The sequence below is a fragment of the Pseudonocardia sp. EC080619-01 genome, from assembly GCF_001420995.1.
In the GTDB taxonomy this organism is placed as follows: Bacteria; Actinomycetota; Actinomycetes; order Mycobacteriales; family Pseudonocardiaceae; genus Pseudonocardia.
Genome location: NZ_CP012184.1, coordinates 5,569,184 through 5,591,641, shown reverse-complemented (window position 1 = coordinate 5,591,641; position 22,458 = coordinate 5,569,184). Strand labels below are relative to the sequence as shown.

Sequence of the window (22,458 nt, the reverse complement as noted above, 5' to 3'; positions counted from 1 at the left end):
CGCGAGCCGGCCGGGGTTCTCGGTGCGGGCGGTGCGGACGAGGCCGTGGGTCGCGGCGGCGGCCGGGTCGGTGCCGTCGGTGGCGCCGCGGGTGAGCAGCACGAGGCGGGCGTCGGCGAACTCGGCGCCGGCGAGCCACTGCTGGACCAGCTCCAGGGTCGCGGCGGTGCCCGCACGGGTGGCGTCGGCGACGGTGCCGCGGCAGGGCACGGTGGGGACGGTCCCGGCCAGCACCAGCTCGGGGACGGGTTCGCCGGATGCGGCCAGCGCGGCCAGGTCGGGGTAGGTGCGCACCGGGATCCCGGCGGCCCGCAGCGCGGCGGTGCCGACCGGGCCGGGGCCGCCCGCCTCGGGACCGACGACGGCGACCGCCGCCGGGGCCTGCCCGGTGCCGTCGCGCAGCGGGGTCCACTCCTGGCGGAACAGTGCGTCGTCGTGGCGGTCGGTGCCGGTGCCGGCGGGGACCTCGCGGGAGACCAGCGAGTCCACGGACAGCACGGGCCCGCCCGCGGCGTCGTACACCGCGATCGTGACGGTGTCGTCGCCGGCGGCCGCGATCCGGGCCCGGACGGTGCCGGCCCCGGCGGCGAGCAGCTGCACGCCCTCCCAGGTGAAGGGCAGGCCGCCGCGGCTGATCGCGCCGAGGTCGCCGTAGGCGGCGGCGTGCTGCGCGGCGTCGAGCAGGGCGGGGTGCAGGCCGAAGTCGGTCGCGTCGGTCCCGGCGTCGTCGGGCAGCGTGACCTCGGCGAAGACCTCGCCGTCGCGGCGCCACGCGGCACGCAGCCCACGGAAGGCGGGCCCGTAGTCGAACCCGATCCCGGCGAGGCGCTCGTAGCAGCCGTCGAGGTCGACCGGCTCGGCACCGGCCGGCGGCCAGGCGGTCGCGTCGAACGCGTCGGAGGCGGGGGCTCCCGCGCCGAGCACACCGGTGGCGTGCTGCGACCACGGCAGGCCGTCGGCGTCCTCCGGGCGGGAGAACACGCCGAGGGTGCGGCGCCCGCGGGCGTCCTCGGGGCCGACCCGGACCTGCACGCGCACGCCGCCGCGCTCGGGCAGCACCAGCGGCGCGGCGAGGGTCAGCTCCTCGACGCGGGTGCAGCCGACCTCGTCACCGGCCCGCACGGCCAGCTCGACGAACGCGGTGCCGGGCAGCAGCGCCCGGCCCTGCACGCCGTGGTCGGCGAGCCACGGGTGGGTGCGGACGGACAGCCGGCCGGCGAACAGCACGCCGTCGTCGCCCGCGAGCTCGACGGCGGCGCCGAGCAGCGGGTGGCCGGCCGTGCCGAGTCCGGCGGCGGTGACGTCCCGGGCGCCCCGCCCGGGCGCCGGCCAGTAGTGTCCTGAGTCAGGGATTCGCTTCAGATATCGGGTGAGTCGTTCGAGAATCTCGTCCGCGGTCTTGGTCCACGCGAAGGGCTTGGGGTTGTTGTTCCAGCCGGCGATCCAGTCGCGGATGTCGGCTTCGAGGGCGGGGACCGAGGTGTGCACGCCGCGGCGGATCTTCTTGGTGGTCAGCTCGGCGAACCAACGCTCGACCAGGTTGAGCCACGACGATCCGGTCGGGGTGAAATGCAGGTGGAACCTCGGGTGAGCCACCAGCCAGGTCTTGATAGCCGGGGTCTTGTGGGTGGCGTAGTTGTCCAGCACCAGGTGCACGTCCAGCTCGGCGGGGACCTCGCGGTCGAGCCTGGTCAAGAACGTGCGGAACTCGCTCGCGCGATGGCGGCGATGCAGCGACCCGATCACCTTCCCGGTCGTGACCTCGAGCGCGGCGAACAACGTCGTGGTTCCTGCCCGCACGTAGTCGTGGGTCAGTCGCTGCGGGATGCCGGGCATCATCGGCAGCACTGGTTGGGACCGGTTCAAGGCCTGGATCTGGGATTTCTCGTCCACGCAGAACACCAGCGCCCGCTCGGGCGGGTCAAGGTAGAGACCGACGACGTCGTGGAGTTTCTCGATGAAGTACGGATCGGTGGACAGCTTGAACGTCTCGGCTCGGTGCGGGGCCAACCCGAAGGTGCGCCAGATCCGCGAGATCGTCGATTGGGACAACCCCGAATGCTCGGCCATCCCGCGGGTCGACCAGTGCGTCGCATCAGCCGGTTTGGACTCCAACGTCGTGGTGATCACCTCGGCGACCTGAGCGTCGGTGACCGTGCGCGGACCGCCCGGACGGGGCAGGTCCCCCAGCCCGGCGATCCGGTGAGCAACGAACCGGGCACGCCACCGGCCCACCGTGTGCGCAGCCGACCCCGTCTGCGCCGCGACTTCCTTGTTCGTCGCGCCCGAAGCGCACGCCAGGATGATCCGACACCGCAGCGCCCACGCCTGCGGAGTCGACCCGCGGCGAATCCATTCCTCCAACGCTGACCGCTCATCGTCGGACAGGATCAGCTCGGCCTTGGGTCGTCCGGTCCGTGCCACCAGACCACCTTACAAATATGTCGCGAACTCGCGACTCATGACAGTAGCGGGTGTGCTCGAACGGATAGGTGGGCAGGTCGACCCGGGTCGCACCGGTGCCGTCGAACAGCCGGGCCCAGTCCACCGTCGTCCCGCGGACGTGGGCCGTGGCGAGGCCGGTGACCAGCGACAGCTCCTCGCCGCGGTCGCGGCGCAGCAGCGGAACGGCGACGGCGCCCTCGGGCAGGGACTCCTGCGCCATGCCGGAGAGCACGCCGTCGGGGCCGAGCTCGACCAGCGTGGTGACGCCGCGCGCGGTGAGGGCGGCGACGCCGTCGGCGAAGCGGACGGTGCCGCGGACGTGCCGCACCCAGTAGTCGGCGGAGCGGATGTCGGCGACCTCGGCGACCGAGCCGGTCAGGTTGGAGACGACCGGGATCCGCGGCTCGTGGTACGTGAGACCGGCGGCGACGGCGCGGAACTCGTCGAGCATCGGGTCCATCAGCGGCGAGTGGAACGCGTGGCTGACCCGGAGCCGGGTGGTGCGCCACTCCTGGGCGCGGGCGTGCCCCTCGATGGCGGTGATGCCGTCGGCGTCACCGGCCACCACGACCGACGACGGCCCGTTGACCGCGGCGAGCGAGACCCCGTCGGTGAGCAGGGCGGCGACCTCGTCCTCGGTCGCGCCGACGGCGAGCATCGCGCCGCCGCGCGGCAGCGCGGCCATGAGCCGGGCGCGCGCGACGACGAGCGTGCAGGCGTCGTGCAGCGACAGGACGCCGGCGACGTGCGCGGCGGCGATCTCACCGATCGAGTGCCCGCCGACCAGGTCCGGGGTCACGCCCAGCGAGGCGACCAGCCGGTACAGGGCGACCTCGATCGCGAACAGCGCGGGCTGCGCCCAGCCGGTGTCGTCGAGGGCGTCGGCGTCCGTGCCCCACAGCACGTCGCGCAGGGTGCGGCCGGTGTCGGGCAGCGCGGCGTCGAGCAGCGCGGCGGTCTCGTCGAACGCCTCGGCGAACACCGGGAACCGGGCGTGCAGCTCCCGTCCGGCGCCCAGGCGCTGCGAGCCCTGCCCGGAGAACAGGAGCGCCGTCAGGCCCTCCCCGGCGACGCCGCGGGCGATCTCGGTCGCGTCGTCCCCGGAGCCGAGCAGCACGGCGCGGTGCTCGAAGGTGGCGCGGCCGGTGGCCAGCGAGGCGCCGACGTCGAGCGGCCGGACGCCGGCGGCCGCCGTGGTGAGCCGGGTGCGCAGGGTGTCCAGGGCGGTGGCGGTCCGGGCGGACAGCGGCCACGGCACCACGGCGGGGGCGGGGACCTCGGCGGCAGGTGCCTGCTCGTCGGTCTCCGGGGCCTGCTCCAGGATGACGTGCGCGTTGGTGCCGCTGATCCCGAACGAGGAGACGCCTGCGCGGCGCGGGCGGCCGGTCTCCGGCCAGTCGACGGCGCCGTCGAGCAGCTCGACGGCACCCGCGGTCCAGTCGACGTCGGCCGAGGGACGCTCGGCGTGCAGGCTGCGGGGCAGCACCCCGTGCCGCAACGCCATGATCATCTTGATGACGCCTGCGACGCCCGACGCGGCCTGGGTGTGGCCCATGTTGGACTTCACCGAGCCGAGCAGCAGCGGGTGCGCGCGCTCCGCGCCGTACGTGGCGAGCAGCGCCTGCGCCTCGATCGGGTCGCCCAGCGTGGTGCCGGTGCCGTGCGCCTCGACGGCGTCGACGTCGCCGGAGCCCAGGCGCGCGCTCTCCAGCGCCGCCCGGATCACCCGCTGCTGGGACGGGCCGTTGGGGGCGGTCAGGCCGTTGGAGGCGCCGTCCTGGTTGATCGCCGACCCGCGCAGGACGGCGAGCACGTCGCGGCCCTCCCGGCGCGCGTCGGAGAGCCGCATCAGCACGAGCATCCCGGCGCCCTCGGCCCAGCCGGTGCCGTCGGCACCGGCGGCGAACGGCTTGCAGCGGCCGTCGGCGGCCAGCCCGCTCTGCGCGGTGAAGGAGACGAACGGGCCGGGGGTGGCCATGACCGACGCGCCGCCGGCCAGCGCCACCCCGCACTCGCCGGCGCGCAGCGCCTGCACCGCCTGGTGCATCGCGACGAGCGACGACGAGCAGCCGGTGTCGACGGTGACGGCCGGGCCCTCGGCGCCCAGGGTGTAGGACAGCCGCCCGGAGATGACGCTCGCGGCGTGCCCGGTCGTCGAGTAGACGGCCACGTCCTCGTCGGACGCGCGGATCACCTCGCCGTAGTCCTGGCCGGTGGTGCCGACGAACACGCCGGTGTCGGTGCCGCGCAGCGACGACGGGTCGATGCCGGCCCGCTCCAGGGCCTCCCAGGTGATCTCCAGGAGGATCCGCTGCTGCGGGTCCATCGCGACGGCCTCGCGCGGGGAGATCCCGAAGAAGCCCGGGTCGAACCCGGCGACGTCGTCGACGAACCCGCCGACCTGGGCCAGGCTGCCGCCCTCGCCGTCACCGGCGAGCGCGTCGAGGTCCCAGCCGCGGTCGGCCGGGAACGGCCCGAGGACGTCCCGGCCCTGGGCGACGACGTCCCACAGGTCCTCCGGGGAGGCGACGCCGCCGGGGAAGCGGCAGCCGATCCCGACGACCGCGACCGGCTCGGCCGCGGCCGCGACCAGCTGCTCGTTCTGCCTGCGGAGCCGCTCGACCTCCTTGAGGGACGACCGGAGTGCCTCGACGTACTTCTGGTCCGACGTGCTCATCAGAATCTCCTGCTTGTCGTTCAGTTCGCCGAGTTCTCGGTGACGAGCCGCAGCAGCGCTTCGGCGTCCATGTCGTCGAGGGACTCCGTGCCGTGCTCCTCGGTCCGGCCCGCGTCGGGGTCGGGTTCGTCGGCGGCACCGGGGTCGGCGTCGGCGAGGCCCAGCACCATGTCCAGCAGTCCGGCCCGTCGCAGCCGTCCGACGGGGACGGAGGCGAGGACCTCGCGGATGTGGGCGTCGGGATCGTCGGCTCGGGTGGTGCCCTGCTCGCCGGGGGTGTCGCCGAACAGCAGCGTCCCCAGGTGGCGGGCCAGGTCGGTGGGTGTCGGGTGGTCGAAGACGAGCGCCGCGGGCAGCGGCAGCCCGAGCCCGGCGCGGAGCCGGTTGCGCAGCTCCACCGCGGTCACCGAGTCGAACCCGACGTCGCGGAACGCGCGCCCGGCAGGAATCGCGTCGGGGCCGTCGGTGCCGTCGGTGCCGCTGTGGCCGAGGGTGGCCGCCGCCTCGCCGCGGACCGCCTCGACCAGCGCCCGGGCCCGCTCGGCGGTCGGCAGCGCCTCCAGGCGGCCGCGCAGCGGTGGGACGGCCGCGTCCGCGCCGGTGTCACCGGGGACCGTGGCCTGCCCGTCGGCGAGCGCGGCGACCGCCTCGGGCACCGTGCCCAGCAGCGGGCTGGGACGCAGCGCGGTGAAGCTCGGCGCGAAGACCTCCCAGTCCATGCGCGTCACCGCCACCGCGGTGTCGCCCTCGCCGAGCGCCAGCTCCAGCGCGGCCAGTGCGTCGGCCGGGTCCATCGCCGGGACCCCCTGGCGGTGCAGGCGCTCGTGCACCTGCGGATCGGTGGCCATGCCGACCTCGCCGAACGTGCCCCAGGCGACCGACGTCGCCGGCAGTCCGAGCCCGCGGCGGTGTGCGGCGAGGGCGTCGAGGTAGGCGTTGGCCGCGGCGTAGCCGGGCTGGCCGCCGCTGCCCCACACGGCGGCGCCGGAGGAGAACAGCACGAACGCGTCCAGCTCGGTGTCGCGGGTGAGCTCGTGCAGGTTCCGGGCCGCCGTCAGCTTGGACCGCAGCAAGGCGTCGAGCTGCTCCACGGTCAGGTCCGCCACGGGGGCGTCCCCGTCGGCGACGCCCGCCGAGTGCACGACGGCCGTCAGCGGCAGGTCCGCGGGCAGCCCGTCCAGCAGGGCGGCGAGCGCGTCGCGGTCGGCGGCGTCGCAGGCGGCGATCGTGACCTGCGCGCCGAGCGCCTCCAGCTCGGCGCGCAACGCCGCCGCGCCGGGGGCGTCCTCGCCGCGGCGGCTGGTCAGCAGCAGGTGCCCGGCGCCGCGCTCGGCGGCCCGCAGCGCCGTCCGCCCGCCGATGCCGCCGGTGCCGCCGGTCACCAGCACGGTGCCGCGGTCGCAGCCGCCGCGCCCGGGGCGCGGTGCGGCCGGTGCGGCGTGGGTGAGCCGGCGGGCGAGGACGCCGTGGGCGCGGACCGCGAGCTGGTCCTCGGTCCCGGCCCCGGCGACCAGCGCGGCGACCCGCTGCGCGGTCCGGGCGTCCGGGCCGGCGGGCAGGTCGATCAGCCCGCCCCACCGGTCGGGGTGCTCGAGGGCGACGACGCGGCCGAGACCCCACAGGGTGCCCTGCTCGGGATCGGTGACGGCGTCTCCGGGCGTGGTACCGACGGCGCCGCGGGTCAGGCACCACAGCGGTGCCGTGACCCCGGCGTCGCCGAGTGCCTGGACGAGCGCGAGGGTCCGGGCCAGCGCGGCGGGGACGCCCGGGTGGTCGGGGTGCGGTCGTCCCGTCGTGTCCGGGAGTGCCACGACCGCGGTGACCGGGCCGTCGGCGGCGTGCCGGGCCAGCTCGGCGGCCCACCCCGCGCGCCCGGTGCCGGGGTCGGTGACGGGGACGGCGCCGGGGCCGAACGCGTCGAGCAGCCCGTCGTCCTCGGTGCCGGTAGCCGGTCCGTCGCCCACGACCAGTACCCGCCCGGCGGGCGGGCCCGCGGCGGGCTCCGGGACCGGGGCCCAGTCGACGCGGTAGCGCAGGTCGTTCGCGCGGGTGCGGGCGCGGGACCCGGCGCGCCAGGCGGACAGCGCCGGCAGCACGGTGTCGAGTGCGCCGCCGGGCACGCCGAGCGCGTCCGCGAACGCCGCCGGGTCCTGGCCGTCGACGAGGTCCCAGAACGCGGCGTCGTCGGCGGCACCCGACGGGTCCGCCTTCGGCTCGGGCCAGTAGGTGCGGCGCCGGAACGCGTAGGTCGGCAGGTCGACGTGACCGCCACCGGTGGCGGGCAGGGTCGTCGTCCAGTCGACGGCGGCGCCGTGCACGTACGCCTCGGCCAGCGAGGTCAGCACCCGGGCGGGTCCGCCCTCGTCGCGGCGCAGCGTGCCCAGCACGACCGCGGCGGCGGTGCCGTCGGGGTCGGCCGCCTCCTGGGTCTCCTGGATCGGCCCCGCGAGCACCGGGTGCGGGCTGACCTCGACGAAGATCCGGTGCCCGGCCGCGAGGAGGGCCTCGGTCGCGTCCTGCATCCGGACGGTGTGCCGGAGGTTCGTGTACCAGTAGGTGCCGTCGACGCCGCCGTCCTCGGTGGTGTCGAGGCGCCCGCCGGTGACGGTGGAGTAGAACGGCACCGCAGGCGTGCGCGGGGTGACGGGGGCGAGTACCTCGGCGAGCTCGTCGCGCACGGCCTCGACGTGCGGGCCGTGCGAGGCGTAGTCGACGGAGACCCGGCGGGCGCGGACCCCGGCGGACTCGCAGGCGGGCAGCAGCTCGTCGAGCGCGCCCGCGTCGCCGGAGACGACCACCGACGACGGCCCGTTCACCGCGGCGACCGACAGCGCGCCGTCCCAGGGGGCGATCAGCTCCGTGACCCGGCCGGCGGGCGCCGCGACCGACACCATCCCGCCGCGCCCGGACAATCGCGGCAGCGCGCGGCTGCGCAGCGCCACCACGCGGGCCGCGTCGTCGAGGTCGAGCGCACCCGCCACGTAGGCGGCGGCGATCTCGCCCTGCGAGTGCCCGACGACCGCGGCCGGCTCGACGCCGTGGGCGCGCCAGACCGCGGCGAGTCCGACCATCATCGCGAACAGCGCGGGCTGGACGACGTCGACGCGCTCCAGCAGCGCCGGGTCGCCGTCGCCGGTGAGGACGTCGTGCAGCGACCAGTCGACGTGCGGGGCCAGCGCGGCGGCGCAGTCGTCGACCGCGGTGCGGAACGCCTCGGAGGTCGCGAGCAGCTCGCGGCCCATCCCCCACCACTGGGCGCCCTGCCCCGGGAACACGAAGACGGGACCGGCGGGGTCCTCGGCGGCGGTGCCGGTGACCAGCCCGGCCGCGGAGGTGCCGTCGGCCAGCGCGGTCAGGCCGCGCGCGAAATCGTCGGGCGTCTCCCCCACGACGACGGCGCGGTGGTCGAAGGTGGCGCGGGTGGTGGCCAGGGCGTGCCCGGTCCGAGCCGGGTCCTGCGGGTCGCGCCCGGCGGCGTCGCGCAGCCGGGCCGCCTGGGCGCGCAGCGCGTCGGCCGAGCGGGCGGAGACCGCCCACGGGACGGGTCCCGCCGCGGCATCGGCCGGCTCCCCCACCTCGGCGGGGGCCGCCTGTTCGAGGAGGACGTGGGCGTTGGTGCCGCTGATCCCGAACGACGACACCCCGGCGCGGCGCGGCCGGCCGGTCTCCGGCCACGCGGTGCGGCCGGTGAGCAGCTCGACGGCCCCCGAGGTCCAGTCGACGTGGCTGGTCGGCGCGTCGAGGTGCTGGATGCCGGGCAGCTCCCCGGCACGCATCGCGGCGATCATCGTGATCACTCCGGCGACGCCCGCGGCGGCCTGCGTGTGCCCGATCGCGGACTTCACCGACCCCAGCCGCAGCGGCTCGTCCCGGTCGTGGCCGTAGGTCGCGAGGAGCGCCTGGGCCTCGATCGGGTCGCCGAGCGCGGTGCCGGTGCCGTGTGCCTCGACGACGTCGACGTCGGCCGCGGTCAGTCCCGCGTCGGCCAGCGCCCGGCGGATCACACGCTGCTGGGACGGCCCGTTCGGCGCGGTCAGCCCGTTGGAGGCGCCGTCCTGGTTGATCGCCGACCCGCGGATCACGCCGAGCACCGGGTGCCCGTGGCGGCGCGCGTCGGAGAGCCGCTCCAGCAGCACGACGCCGACGCCCTCGGCGAGGGTCATCCCGTCAGCGGCCTCGGAGAACGGCTTGCAGCGGCCGTCGGCGGCGAGTGCCCGCTGCCGGCTGAACCCGACGAACGCCTGCGGGGTCGCCATCACCGCGGCGCCGCCGGCCAGTGCCAGCGAGCTCTCCCCGCTGCGCAGCGACCGGCAGGCCAGGTGCATCGCGACCAGCGACGACGAGCACGCCGTGTCCAGGGTGACGGCGGGCCCCTCCAGGCCCAGCAGGTACGACACCCGGCCGGACAGCACGCTGGCGGCGGTGCCGGTGACCATGTGGGTCTCGGTGTCACCCGCGGCGTTCGCCATCGTCGTCGCGTAGTCCTGGTAGGTGGCGCCGACGAAGGTGCCGGTGCTGCTGCCGCGGAGCGACGCGGGGTCGATCCCGGCGCGCTCGAACGCCTCCCACGAGGTCTCCAGCAGCATCCGTTGCTGCGGGTCCATCGCGGTCGCCTCGCGCGGGGAGATCCCGAAGAACCCGGCGTCGAAGTCGGCGGCGGTGTGCAGGAATCCGCCCTGCACGGAGTAGGTGCGGCCGGGCCGGTCCGGGTCGGGGTCGTGCAGGGCGGCGGCGTCCCAGCCGCGGCCCGCGGGGAACCCGGTGATCGCGTCGACGCCGTCGAGCGCGAGCCGCAGCAGCGCCTCGGGGGTGTCGGCGCCACCCGGGTAGCGGCAGCTCATGCCGATCACGGCGATCGGGTCGCCGTCGGTGGCGCTGCCCGCCGGGCCGGACGAGTGCTGCTGCGTCCCGTCCCCGGCGCCGAGCGCGGCCTCCTCCAAGCGGCCCGCGAGCGCGGCGGGGTTCGGGTGGTCGAAGACCAGGGTGGAGGGCAGCACCAGGCCGGTCGCGGCGGCGAGCCGGTTGCGCAGGTCGACCGCGGTCACCGAGTCGAACCCGGCATCGCGGAAGGCGCGGCGCTCGCCGAACGCGTCGGCGGAGGCGTGCCCGAGCACGGCGGCGGCCTCGGTGCGGACCAGCGTGATCAGCAGCCGGGAGCGCTCGGCCGCGGACAGCGGCTGCAGGCGTGCGGCGAGGTCCCCGCCCGCTCGGCCGGCGGCGGGCGCCGCGGCCCGGTCGAGCCGGGCCCGGACCTCCGGGATCGCGTCGAACAGGTGCGAGGGACGGCCGGCGGTGAAGACGTCGTGGTAGACGTCCCAGTCGACGTCCATCAGGCCGACGACGGTCTCGTCGTCGTCGAGGACGCAGCGCAGCCCGGTCAGCGCGCGCTGCGGGTCGAGGTACTCCAGGCCGCTGCGCCGGATCCGGTGCGGGTCGGCCTCGGTGCGGCCGGAGTCGGCGTCGGGCCACTTGCCCCAGTGCACCGAGGTGGCGCGCAGCCCGCGGGCGCGGCGCTGCTGCGCCAGCGCGGACAGGAACGCGTTGCCCGCGGCGTAGGCGGCGTGCACGCCGCTGCCCCACATGCCCGCCGTCGACGAGTACAGGACGAGGTCGGTGTCCGGGTCGTCGAGCAGCTCGTCGAGGATCCGGGCGCCGGTCACCTTGGCGTGCACGACCTCGGCGAACTCGTCCACGGTCGTGTCGGCGATCGCGGCCAGCCCGATCACCGCCGCGGTGTGCAGGACGGTGCCGACGGTGCGGCCCTGCGCGGCGAGGCGGTCCAGCAGCGCGGCGACGGCGGCCCGGTCGGTGATGTCGCAGGCGACCGCCTCGGCCTCGGTGCCGGCGTCGGCCAGCTCCGCGACCAGCGCGGCCGTGCCCGGGGCGTCGGCGCCGCGGCGGGACAGCAGCACGACGTGCTCCGCGCCGTCGGCGGCCAGCCGCCGCGCCAGGTCGGGGGCCAGGGTGCCGGACCCGCCGGTCACCACGGTGGTGCCGCGGGGGCTCCACTTCCGGGCCGGGGCCCGGCCGCCGCGGCCGGCGCGGACGATGCGGCGGGTGAGGACGCCGGACGGGCGGACGGCGAGCTGGTCCTCGTCGCCGAGCCGCCCGGCCAGGACGGCGGCGAGCCGGTCGCCGGTCCGGCCGTCGAGCTCCTCGGGCAGGTCGACGGTGCCGCCCCGGCGGTGCGGGTGCTCGACGGCGGCGGTCCAGCCGAGCGCGGCGACCTGGCTCTGCAGCGGCCGGGTCACGGTGTCGCCGGGCGCGGCGGTGGCCGTGCCGCGGGTGAGGTGCCACAGCGGGGCGTCGGACCCGGCGTCGACGAGTGCCTGGACGAGCGCCACCGACAGGGCGAGACCGCGGGTCAGGCCGGGGTGGCGGGGGTCGTCGTCCTCGGCGGCGGCCAGCAGCGAGACCACACCGGTGATCTCCCCGCCTGGGGTGGCGTCCTCGATCCGGGCGCGCAGGAGGCCCCGGTCGGCGTCGTCGTCACCGAGCACGAGGGGACGGACGCCGGCGCCGTGGCCCACCAGGACACCGGCGACGTCAGCCGGGTCCGTGCCGGTCGCGGAGACCACCAGCCAGTCACCGGTCGGTCCGGTGCGGGGCGGCTGCGGGGCCGTCGCCCACTCGACGCGGTAGCGCCAGGCGTCGACGTCCGCGCGGTCGGCGCGGGACCGGCGCCAGGCCGACAGCCCGGGAAGGATCGCGGCGACCGAGGCCTCGTCGGTGCCGAGCGCGGCGGTCAGGGCGGGCAGGTCGGCCTGCTCGACGGCGGTCCAGAACTCGGCGTCCATCGCGCCGGTGTCCGGGGCCGCGGCGGTCGCGGTCCGGGTGCTCCAGTACCGCTCGTGCTGGAACGGGTAGGTGGGCAGGTCCACCCGGGCCGCGGCGCCGGCGTCGAACAGGACCGTCCAGTCGACGTCGAGCCCGCGGACGTACAGCTCCGCCGCGGACAGCAGGAACCGGTCGTGGCCACCCTGGTCGCGGCGCAGCGTCCCACCGGCGACACCGGTGATGCCGGCGTCGTCGAGCGCGTCCTGCACCGCCGTCGACAGCACCGGGTGCGCGGCCGACTCGACGAACACCCGGTGCCCGGCCGCGGCGAGCGCGCCGACGGCGTCGGCGAACCGGACGCGGTTGCGCAGGTTCTCGTACCAGTAGGAGGCGTCCATCGTGGACGTGTCGAGGAGGTCGCCGGTCAGCGTCGAGTACAGCGGCACCGCGGACGCCTGCGGCGACAGGCCCGCGAGAGTCTCCAGGATCTCCCCGCGCAGGTCCTCGACCTGGTGCGAGTGCGAGGCGTAGTCGACCGCGACGCGGCGGACCCGGACCCCCTCGCCGTCGAGCACCGCGCCGAGCTCGTCGAGCGCCTGCGGCTCGCCGGAGACGACCACCGAGCGCGGTCCGTTGACCGCGGCCACCGAGACCCGGCCCGCGTACCCCTCCAACCGGCCGGACACCGAGTCGACCGGCAGCGCGATCGACATCATGCCGCCCCGCCCGGCCAGCGACCGCCCGATCGCCCGGCTGCGCAGGGCCACGACCCGGGCCCCGTCGTGCAGCGACAGCGCACCGGACACGACGGCCGCCGCGATCTCGCCCTGCGAGTGGCCGACCACCGCGTCCGGCTCCACACCGTGGGCGCGCCACAGCGCCGCGAGCGCGACCATCACCGCGAACGACGCCGGCTGCAGCACGTCCACCCGCTCCGCGTCCGGCGCGCCGTCGGCGCCGCGGAGCACGTCGTGCAGCGACCAGCCGGTGACCGGGTCGAGGGCGCCGGCGCACTCCGCGATCCGCGCGGCGAACACCGGGGACTCGTCGAGCAGCCGGGCACCCATCCCGAGCCACTGCGCCCCCTGGCCGGGGAACACGAACACGGTGCGGCCCTCGACGTCGGCGGCACCGTGCACGACGTGCGGGGCGGGCGTCCCGGCCGCGAGCGCCCCGGTCCCGTCGAGCAGGTCGTCGCGCCCGGCACCGACGACGACGGCCCGGTGCTCGTGCCGGGCGCGGGTGGCCAGCAGCGCGTGGCCGACGTCGTGCGGGCCGGCGGTGCTGTCGTCGCGCAGCCGGGCGTGCAGCGCGGCCGCCCGGTCGCGGCGGGCCTGCGCGGTGTGCCCGGACAGGACCCACGCGAGGACGCCGTCGGGGCGCTCCCCCGCCCCGGTCTCCTCCTCGGCGGGTGCCTGCTCCAGCACGGCGTGGGCGTTGGTGCCGCTGATGCCGAACGACGACACCCCGGCCCGCCGGGGGCGGCCGGTCTCCGGCCACGCGGTGCGCTCGTCGAGCAGCCGCACCGACCCGGCCGACCAGTCCACGTGCGACGACGGCTCGGCGGCGTGCAGGGTCGGCGGCAGCACCCCGTGGCGGAGCGCCTGCACCATCTTGATCACGCCGGCGACGCCGGCGGCGGCCTGGGTGTGGCCGATGTTGGACTTGAGCGAGCCCAGGTGCAGCGGTGTCCCGGCGTCGCGGTCGCGGCCGTAGGTGGCGAGGATCGCCTGGGCCTCGATCGGGTCGCCGAGCCGGGTGCCGGTGCCGTGCGCCTCGACGGCGTCGACGTCGGCGGGGGTGAGCCCGGCCCGCTCCAGTGCCTGGGTGATGACGCGTTCCTGGGACGGCCCGTGCGGGGCGGTCAGGCCGTTCGAGGCGCCGTCCTGGTTCACCGCGGAGCCGCGGAGGACGGCGAGCACCCGGTGCCCGTTGGCGCGGGCGTCGGAGAGCCGCTCCGCCACCAGCACGCCGACGCCCTCGGCCCAGCCGGTGCCGTCGGCGTCGTCGGAGAACGCCTTGCAGCGCCCGTCCAGCGACAGCCCGCCCTGGGCGCTGAACTCCACGAAGACCGACGGGTCGGCGAGGATCGTCACCCCGCCGACGACGGCGAGCGACGACTCACCGCTGCGCAGCGAGTGCGCCGCCAGGTGCAGCGCGACCAGCGACGACGAGCACGCGGTGTCCACGGTGACCGCGGGGCCCTCGAGCCCGAGCGTGTAGGAGAGCCGCCCGGACAGGACGCTCGCGGCGGTGCCGGTCAGGGCGTGCCCGCCCAGCTCGGTGCCGGCGTCGGCGGACGGGCTGCCCCAGTGGTACGAGCCGACGAAGACACCGGCCGGGCTCCCGCGCAGCGAGGTGGGGTCGATCCCGGCGCGTTCGAGGGCCTCCCAGGAGACCTCCAGCAGCAGCCGCTGCTGCGGGTCCATCGCGGCCGCCTCGCGCGGGGAGATCCCGAAGAACCCGGCGTCGACCCCGGCGGCGTCGTCGAGGAACCCGCCGCGGGCGGTGGCGCTGCCGCCCTCGCCGGTGCCCCGCAGCGCGTCGAGGTCCCAGCCGCGGTCGCCCGGGAACTCCGCGATCCCGTCGCCACCGGCGGACACCAGATCCCACAACGATTCCGGGGAATCGACGCCGCCGGGCAACCGGCAGCCCATTCCGACGATCGCGACCGGTTCGTTCCCGATCGATTCCAGTTCGTCGATACGGCGGCGGGCACGGCGCAGATCCGTCGTGACCCGGCGGAGCGAGTCGACGATTCTGTCGTGCTTGTCCGGCGATTCCTGCGGCTGGTTCCGGTGGTCCTGCATCGGCTCGTCCTCGTCATCCGGTCGCGCGCGGAGGCAGCGAATTCGTCATGCGGTGTCGAACTCTTCGTCGATGATGTCGAGCAGCCTGTCGACCGACACCGAGTCGAGGTCCTCGTCGGGGACTGCTCCCCCGGGGCCGGGACGGCGCAGCCCGGCGGCCAGTGCGTCCAGGCGGTCGGCGACGGCCCGGCGGTCCGGTCCGTCGCCGGGCAGCCCGGCCAGCGCCGCCTCCAGGCCGGCCAGCTCGGCCCCGCAGGGCTCCTGCGGTCCCGGGTCGAGCAGGTCGCCCAGCGCGCGGGCGGCGAGCCCGGGCGTCGGGAAGCTGAACACCAGCGTCGCGGGCAGTCGCAGTCCGGTGTGGCGGGCGAGGCGGTCGCAGAGCTCGACGCCGGCGAGCGAGTCGAAGCCCAGCTCCTTGAACACGCTGCGGACGCCGACGTCGGCGGGATCGGGGTGCCCGAGGACGGCGGCGGTGTGCGTGCGGACCAGGTCGAGCAGTGCCTTCTCGCGCACCGCGGGGGGCATCGCGGCGTAGCGCTCACCGGGGTCGCCCGCCACCGTCCCGGGGCGCGCGGGATCGGGTCGGTCGGTCGGGGCGGCGTCCGTGACGGTCCGGGCGTCGTGGGCGGAGTCCGCCGTGGTCCGGGCACCGGAGGCCGGGAGCAGCCCCGGCGCCCCGCCCGGGTTCCCGGGCGTCGGCGGCGCCGGCCAGTGCCGGACGCCGCGGAACGCGTAGGTGGGCAGCGGGACCCGGCGGGCGCCGGTCCCGGCGTGGAAGGCGTGCCAGTCGACCGGCACGCCGAGCGCGTGCAGCCGCCCCAGCGCGACGGCGAACGACGCCTCCTCCGGCCGGTCCCGGCGCAGCACCGGGACTGCGTGCGCCGCGGTGTCCGGGCCGAGGGTGTCGCGGGCCATCGCCGACAGCACCCCGCCCGGACCGAGCTCGACGAGCACGTCGACGCCGTCGGCGGCGAGGGCCCGGACGCCGTCGGCGAACCGGACGGTGCCGCGCACGTGCCGCACCCAGTATCCCGGGTCGGTGGTCGCGAGCCCGCCGAGCTCGCCGGTCAGGTTCGAGACCAGCGGGATCTCCGGCTCGGCGAACGTCAGTCCCTCGACGACGTCGCGGAACGCGTCGAGCATCGGGTCCATCCGCGGCGAGTGGAACGCGTGCGACACCGCCAGCCGGCTGGTGCGGCGGCCCCGGCCGGCCAGGTCGGCGGCCAGCGCGGTGACGGCGTCGTCGTCACCGGCGACGACGACCGAGCCGGGCCCGTTCACCGCGGCCAGCGCGACCCGGTCGCCGAGCAGCGGTGCGACCTCGTCCTCGGACGCCTCGACCGCGACCATCGCGCCGCCGGCCGGCAGTGCCTGCATGAGCGTGGCGCGGGCGGCGACGAGGCGCGCGGCGTCGTCGAGCGACAGCACCCCGGCGACGTGCGCGGCGGTGATCTCGCCGATGGAGTGGCCCCCGACCGCGGCCGGGCGCAGGCCCAGGGCCGTGACCAGGCGGAACAACGCCACCTCGACGGCGAACAACGCGGGCTGGGTCCAGCCGGTCTCGTCGAGCAGGGCGGCGGCGTCGTCCCCGGTGCCCCAGAGGACGTCGCGGACCGGCCGGTCGAGATGGGGGTCGAGGGCGTCGGCGACGTCGTCGAGGGCGCGGGCGAACACCGGGAAGCGGGCGGCGAGCGCGCGGCCGGTCCCGAGCCGCTGGCTGCCCTGCCCGGAGAACAGGACCGCGGCGCGGCGCGGCGCGGCCTCCTCGCGGGCCACCTCGACCGGGCCGTGCTCGCCGGGCAGCAGGACCGCGCGGTGCCGCAGCGCGGCGCGGCCGGTGGCCAGCGACCAGCCGACGTCGCGCGGGTCGGGCGCGCCGGGCCCGGTGGTGTGCGCCCGCAGGCGCTCGATCTGGGCGTCGAGGTCACGGGCGGCGGCGGCGGAGACCGGCCAGGGCGTCACCGCGGACGGCGCGGTCCCGCGCTCCGCGGCGCCGGGCACGTCGGCGGCCGGGGGCTCCTCGACGATCACGTGCGCGTTGGTGCCGCTGATCCCGAACGACGACACCCCGGCGCGGCGCGGCCGGTCGCCGCGCGGCCACGGCACCGGCGCGGTGCGCAGCGCGAGGGCCCCGGCCGACCAGTCGACCCGGGTGCTGGGGGTGCCGGCGTGCCGGGTCGCGGGCAGCAGCTCGCGCCGCAGTGCCTGCACGGTCGCGATCAGCCCGGCGATCCCGGCCGCGGCCTGCGCGTGCCCGATGACCGACTTGAGCGAGCCGACCCACAGCGGGCGGTCCGGGTCCCGGTCCTGCCCATAGGTGGCGAGCAGGGCGCGCGCCTCCACCGGGTCGCCGACCGGGGTGCCGGTGCCGTGCGCCTCGACGGCGTCGACGTCGGCCGCGGTCAGGCCCGCGTCGGCGAGCGCGTCGCGGATCATCCGCTCCTGCGCGGCACCGCTCGGCGCGGTCAGTCCGTCGGTGGCGCCGTCGGCGGTGATCGCCGAGCCGCGCAGCACCGCGAGGACGGGGTCACCGTCCGCGCGGGCGTCGGAGAGCCGCTTGAGCACGACGACGCCGACACCCTCCGCCCAGGCGGTGCCGTCGGCGTCGTCGGCGAAGACCTTGCAGCGCCCGTCGGGGGCGAGGCCGCCCTGGCGGGAGTGCCCGACCAGCGCCGCCGGGGTGGACATCACGCACACGCCGCCGGCCAGGGCGGCGGTGCACTCCCCCGCGTCCAGCGACCGGATCGCGAGGTGCAGCGCCACCAGCGACGACGACGACGTCGTGTCCACGGTCAGCGCGGGCCCCTCCAGCCCGAGCAGGTGCGCCAGCCGGCCCGAGGTGAGACCGGGGATCAGGCCGGTGAGGGCGTGCCCGGCGAGGTCGTCCGGCGAGTTCTGGACGACGCCGGCGTAGTCCTGCCCGCCGGCGCCGACGAACACGCCGGTCCGGCTGCCGCGCAACGACGACGGGTCGATCCCGGCCTGCTCGACCGCCTCCCAGGCGGTCTCCAGCACGAGGCGCTGCTGCGGGTCGGTGGAGACGGCCTCGCGGGGGGACATCCCGAAGAACGCGGCGTCGAAGTCCCCGGCGCCGTCGAGGAACCCGGCGGTGCGGGTCGCGCAGCGCCCCGGCCCGTCGCCGTGCAGGGCGCCGGTGTCCCAGCCGCGGTCGTCCGGGAAGCCGGTGGCGGTCTCGCGCCCGGAACACAGCAGGTCCCAGAAGCCGTCGGCGTCGCGCACGCCGCCCGGGTAGCGGCACGCCATCCCGACGACCACCACCGGGTCGGCGCCGTGTCCTGCCGTCATGCCTCACCCCTGCACACGAATTCGGTCGTCTCGATGTGCGGGGACCGTACGGTCGGCGCGGCTGTGGTTTTCCCTAAGGAATGGGACGCGGCGGTGGCGAAGACTAGGGATTCCCCGGCCACCGGCGTGGGATCAACTACCTGATCGCTGCACCGCGCCGCGGTGCGCCACGCGGCGGGCATCGGCCCGTCACAGTCGGAGAGGGTGTCTACCCATGGGCGCGAATCGGCGGCCGATCCTGTTCGTCAGCTATGCGGAGAGCGGACTGCTCAATCCGCTTCTGGTACTCGCCGGGGAACTGTCCCGGCGCGAGGTCGGGGACCTGTTCTTCGCCGCCGACGAGAAGGCACGCGACGACGTCGAGAGCGCGGGCACCGGCAGCCCCGTCACCTTCACCTCGCTCGGCGACACCGTGTCGGAGATGTCCGCGGTGACGTGGGACGACGAGACCTACGCCGCGGTGACCCAGCGGGACCGGTTCAAGGCGCACGCCGCGGTCATCCGGCACTCGTTCGCTCCGGAGTCGCGGATCGAGAAGTACCGGGCGCTGGAACGCGTCGTCGAGGAGGTCCGCCCGGCCCTCATGGTGATCGAGAGCATGTGTCAGTACGGCTACGAGCTCGCGATCACGAAGGGCATCCCGTTCGTGCTCGGCGTGCCGTTCGTGCCCAGCAACGTGCTCACCTCGCACGTGCCGTTCGCGACGTCCTACACGCCGTCGGGGTTCCCGGTGCCGCACTCCGGGCTGCCCGCCGACATGACCCTGCGCCAGAGGATCACCAACCAGCTGTTCCGGATCCGGACGCTCGGCATGTTCGTGACCAAGGAGACGCGGAAGGTCGTCGAGCGCGACGACGCCGTCCGGGCCGAGCTGGGCATCGCGCCCGAGGCCCGGCAGATGATGGCCCGCATCGACCACGCCGAGCAGGTCCTCTGCTACTCGGTGCCGGAGCTGGACTACCCGTTCGACCTGCACGAGAAGCTGCGCCTCGTCGGCACGATGGTCCCGCCGCTGCCCCAGGTCGCCGACGGCGGCGAGCTCACCGACTGGCTGGACGAGAACCCGTCGGTCGTCTACATGGGATTCGGGACGATCACCCGGCTGACCCGGCCCCAGGTCGCGTCGCTGGTGGAGGTCGCGCGACGGCTGGACGAGCAGGGCCACCAGGTGCTGTGGAAGCTGCCGCGCGAGCAGCAGGAGATGCTCCCGCCCGCCGACGAGCTGCCCGGGAACCTGCGGATCGAGAGCTGGGTGCCGTCCCAGCTCGACGTGCTGGCCCACCCGAGCGTGAAGGTGTTCTTCACCCACGCCGGCGGCAACGGCTACCACGAGGGCCTCTACTTCGGGAAGCCGCTGGTGGTCCGCCCGCTATGGGTGGACTGCGACGACCAGGCCGTCCGCGGCCAGGACTTCGGGGTCAGCCTCACCGTCGACCACCCGGAGACCGTCGACACCGCCGACGTCCTCGACAAGGTCACCCGGGTCCTCGACGACCCGGCCTTCACCGAGCGCGCCGCACACATGGGCCGGCTGCTGCAGGAGGCCGGCGGCCGCGCCGCCGCCGCGGACCTGCTCCTCGGCCTGCCCGCGCTCGCCGGGTCCGGCGCCCCGGCCGCCCGGACCGCCTGACCCCACCGACCCCACCGACCCAGGGAATCGCGATGTCCTTCACCCAACCGGTGTCCAAGCCGTGGCTCGACGGCCACGAGCTCTCCTACGTCACCGACGCCGTCGGCGGCGGCTGGATCTCCTCGCAGGGCCCCTACATCGCGCGGTTCGAGGAGGCGTTCGCCGCCTGGAACGGCGTCCCGCACGGGGTCGCGTGCTCGTCCGGGACGACGGCGCTGACCCTCGCCCTGCGCGCACTCGGCGTCGGCCCCGGCGACGAGGTGATCGTCCCGGAGTTCACGATGATCGCCTCGGCGTGGGCGGTCACCTACACCGGCGCGACGCCGGTCTTCGTCGACTGCGGCGACGACCTGAACATCGACGTCGCGCTCATCGAGGAGAAGATCACCCCGCGCACCAAGGTGATCATGCCGGTGCACGTCTACGGCCGCCGGTGCGACATGGAGCCGATCCTCGAGCTGGCCTACGAGTACAACCTGCGGGTCGTCGAGGACTCCGCCGAGGCGCACGGCGTCCTGCCCACGGGGGACATCGCCTGCTTCTCGCTGTTCGCCAACAAGATCATCACGTCCGGTGAGGGCGGGATCTGCGTGACCCGCGACGCGCACCTGGCCGGCCAGATGGCGCACCTGCGGGCGATGGCCTTCACCCGCGACCACAGCTTCCTGCACAAGAAGCTCGCCTACAACTACCGGATGACCAACATGCAGGCCGCCGTCGCGCTCGCGCAGACCGAGCAGCTCGACGGCATCCTGGCGGCCCGGCGCGACATCGAGAAGCGCTACGACGACGCCCTGCGCGACGTCCCCGGCGTCACCCTGATGCCGCCGCGGGACGTGCTATGGATGTACGACGTGCGCGCCGAGCGCCGCGACGAGCTCCTCGCCCACCTCGCCGAGCAGGGCATCGACACCCGGGTGTTCTTCAAGCCGATGAGCCGCCAGCCGATGTACCTCGACCCGGTCTGGCCGTCGCTGAACGCGTCACGGCTGGCCGCCGACGGCTTCTACCTCCCCACCCACACCGGGCTGACCGCCGAGGACCAGGAGTTCATCACCGGCCAGGTCCGCGCGTTCTACGGAGTGGCATGAGCACCGGCACCGAGGAGACCACGCCCGCCGGGTCCGACGCCGTAACCGGGACCGAGGCCGGAGCCGGGACTGGGATGAGGACCGGGACCGACGCCGGGACCGGGACTGCCTGCCCCGTCACCGGGGCCGGCAGTGCTGGCGCCGGAGCCGGTGGTGCCGCCGCCGAGGCCCATGGTGCCGCCGCCGGCTGCCCCGTCGCGTTCCCGCTGCGGCGCCCCGGCCGGCCGTTCCCGCCGCCCGAGTACGCCGACTACCGCGACGGCGGCGAGCCCGTCCGGTCCGAGCTGCCCAGCGGGCCGGTCTGGCTGATCACCCGGCACGCCGACGTCCGCGCCGTCCTCACCGACCCGCGGATCAGCGCCGACCCCTCCCGTCCCGGCTTCCCGAAGGCGGCCCGGACCGGCGGGGCTCCGTCGGCGGACGAGGTGCCGGGCTGGTTCGTGTCGATGGACCCGCCGGAGCACGACCGGTTCCGCCGGACCCTGATCCCGGAGTTCACCGTCCGCAAGGTGCGCGCGCTGCGCCCGGAGATCCAGCAGATCGTCGACGAGCGGATCGACGCCGTCCTCGCCAAGGACGGCGCCGCCGACCTGATCGAGGACTTCGCGCTGCCGGTGCCGTCCCTGGTGATCGCCGGCATGCTCGGCGTCCCGAAGGCGGACCGCGACTTCTTCGAGGCGAAGACCCGCGTCCTGGTCACCCTCAGCTCCACCGACGACGAGCGCGACGCGGCCACCGCGGCCCTGCTCCGCTACCTGGGCCGGCTCATCCGGATCAAGGAACGGCGCCCCGGCACCGACCTGATCAGCCGGCTCGCCGCGGCCGGGACCCTGTCCCGCCAGGAGCTCTCCGGCGTCGCGATGCTGCTGCTGATCGCCGGGCACGAGACGACGGCGAACAACATCGGCCTCGGCGTCGTCCAGCTGCTGACGAACCCGCAGTGGATCGGCGACGACCGCATCGTCGAGGAGCTGCTGCGCTACTACTCGGTGGCCGACCTGGTCGCGTTCCGGGTGGCGCTGGAGGACGTCGAGATCGGTGGCCGCACCATCCGCGCCGGTGAGGGCCTCGTACCGCTGCTCGCCGCCGCCAACCACGACGGCGACGCCTTCGACGGAGCCGACGCCTTCGACCCGGACCGCTCCGCGCGCTCGCACGTGGCCTTCGGCTACGGCGTGCACCAGTGCCTGGGCCAGAACCTCGTGCGGCTGGAGATGGAGATCGCCTACCGGACCCTGTTCGAGCGCATCCCGAACCTCCGCCTGGCCGTGCCCGCCGAGGACCTGCCCGTGAAGTACGACGGCGTCCTCTTCGGCCTGCACGAGCTCCCGGTGACCTGGACCTGACACCAGTGATCACGGATCGGGCGGCCATGCGGACAGATGTGGCCGGTTCTCCCCCCGATCCGTGATCACCAGGCTCGGCCCGCACCCGGACCCGCAGCTCAGGACCACGAGCCGGTGCCGATGACGAGCGCTCCCGGCACGGGATCGAGCTGGTGTCCGACACCCCTCGTGGCACCCCTCCCACCACGCCCGTGCCATCCCCGGCAGCTGCCGCCGGATCGGGCCGGGAACACAGGGCGCTCCCGCCGAGCCACGTGATCACGGATCGGGAAGCCACCCGGACAGATGTGACCGGGCCCCTTCCCGATCCGTGATCACCGAGTCCGGTCCCCACCCGGACCCCTGCTCGGCACCACGAGCCGGTGCAGAACACGAG

At 75.8% G+C, this 22,458-nt stretch carries 6 protein-coding genes and 2 pseudogenes; 3 read left to right on the top strand and 5 right to left on the bottom strand.

What is annotated here, in order from left to right:
• Window positions 1–510: 510 nt before the first annotated feature.
• The 5 genes and pseudogenes from AD017_RS37530 to AD017_RS25845 form a co-directional block, all read right to left on the bottom strand.
• Window positions 511–1,212 (bottom strand): annotated as a pseudogene (locus AD017_RS37530) (polyketide synthase dehydratase domain-containing protein); the annotation flags it as partial.
• A gap of 138 nt (window positions 1,213–1,350) precedes the next feature.
• Window positions 1,351–2,424 (bottom strand): annotated as a pseudogene (locus tag AD017_RS36575) (IS630 family transposase); the annotation flags it as partial.
• Window positions 2,375–5,122 (bottom strand): type I polyketide synthase, encoded by a 2,748-nt coding sequence (locus AD017_RS25855; protein WP_060575841.1) that lies wholly within the window; start codon window positions 5,120–5,122, stop codon window positions 2,375–2,377. The pseudogene AD017_RS36575 and the gene AD017_RS25855, both read right to left, overlap by 50 nt.
• Window positions 5,123–5,142: 20 nt before the next feature.
• Window positions 5,143–14,709 carry a type I polyketide synthase gene (locus AD017_RS35870; protein ID WP_060575840.1) on the bottom strand — a complete coding sequence of 3,189 codons (9,567 nt, stop codon included), beginning with the start codon at window positions 14,707–14,709 and terminating at the stop codon, window positions 5,143–5,145.
• 45 nt (window positions 14,710–14,754) lie between these two features.
• A complete protein-coding gene (locus tag AD017_RS25845) occupies window positions 14,755–18,015 on the bottom strand; it encodes a type I polyketide synthase (RefSeq protein ID WP_060575839.1) in 3,261 nt (1,086 codons plus the stop codon).
• A 214-nt stretch (window positions 18,016–18,229) separates the two neighbouring features.
• Here AD017_RS25845 and AD017_RS25840 point away from each other — a divergent pair, with 214 nt between their 5' ends.
• The 3 genes from AD017_RS25840 to AD017_RS25830 are packed head-to-tail and all read left to right on the top strand — an operon-like array spanning window position 18,230 to window position 22,082.
• On the top strand, window positions 18,230–19,645 hold the full coding sequence (locus AD017_RS25840) for a glycosyltransferase (RefSeq protein WP_060575838.1): 1,416 nt from the start codon (window positions 18,230–18,232) through the stop codon (window positions 19,643–19,645).
• Window positions 19,646–19,677: 32 nt separating this feature from the next.
• Window positions 19,678–20,736: a DegT/DnrJ/EryC1/StrS aminotransferase family protein gene (locus tag AD017_RS25835; protein WP_060575837.1), complete on the top strand. Its 1,059-nt coding sequence runs from the start codon at window positions 19,678–19,680 to the stop codon at window positions 20,734–20,736.
• Window positions 20,733–22,082, top strand: coding sequence for a cytochrome P450 (locus AD017_RS25830; RefSeq protein WP_227012586.1), 1,350 nt, complete (start codon window positions 20,733–20,735; stop codon window positions 22,080–22,082). The genes AD017_RS25835 and AD017_RS25830 overlap by 4 nt, the downstream gene beginning before the upstream one ends.
• Window positions 22,083–22,458 lie beyond the last annotated feature (376 nt).

What these genes read in the sequence shown, in the direction of transcription:
- AD017_RS35870 (WP_060575840.1), bottom strand. Translation starts at nt 14,709, where the DNA reads ATGCAGGACCACCGGAACCAGCCGCAGGAATCGCCGGACAAGCACGAC.
- AD017_RS25845 (WP_060575839.1), bottom strand. Translation starts at nt 18,015, where the DNA reads ATGACGGCAGGACACGGCGCCGACCCGGTGGTGGTCGTCGGGATGGCG.
- AD017_RS25830 (WP_227012586.1), top strand. Translation starts at nt 20,733, where the DNA reads ATGAGCACCGGCACCGAGGAGACCACGCCCGCCGGGTCCGACGCCGTA.
- AD017_RS25835 (WP_060575837.1), top strand. Translation starts at nt 19,678, where the DNA reads ATGTCCTTCACCCAACCGGTGTCCAAGCCGTGGCTCGACGGCCACGAG.
- AD017_RS25840 (WP_060575838.1), top strand. Translation starts at nt 18,230, where the DNA reads ATGGGCGCGAATCGGCGGCCGATCCTGTTCGTCAGCTATGCGGAGAGC.
- AD017_RS25855 (WP_060575841.1), bottom strand. Translation starts at nt 5,122, where the DNA reads ATGAGCACGTCGGACCAGAAGTACGTCGAGGCACTCCGGTCGTCCCTC.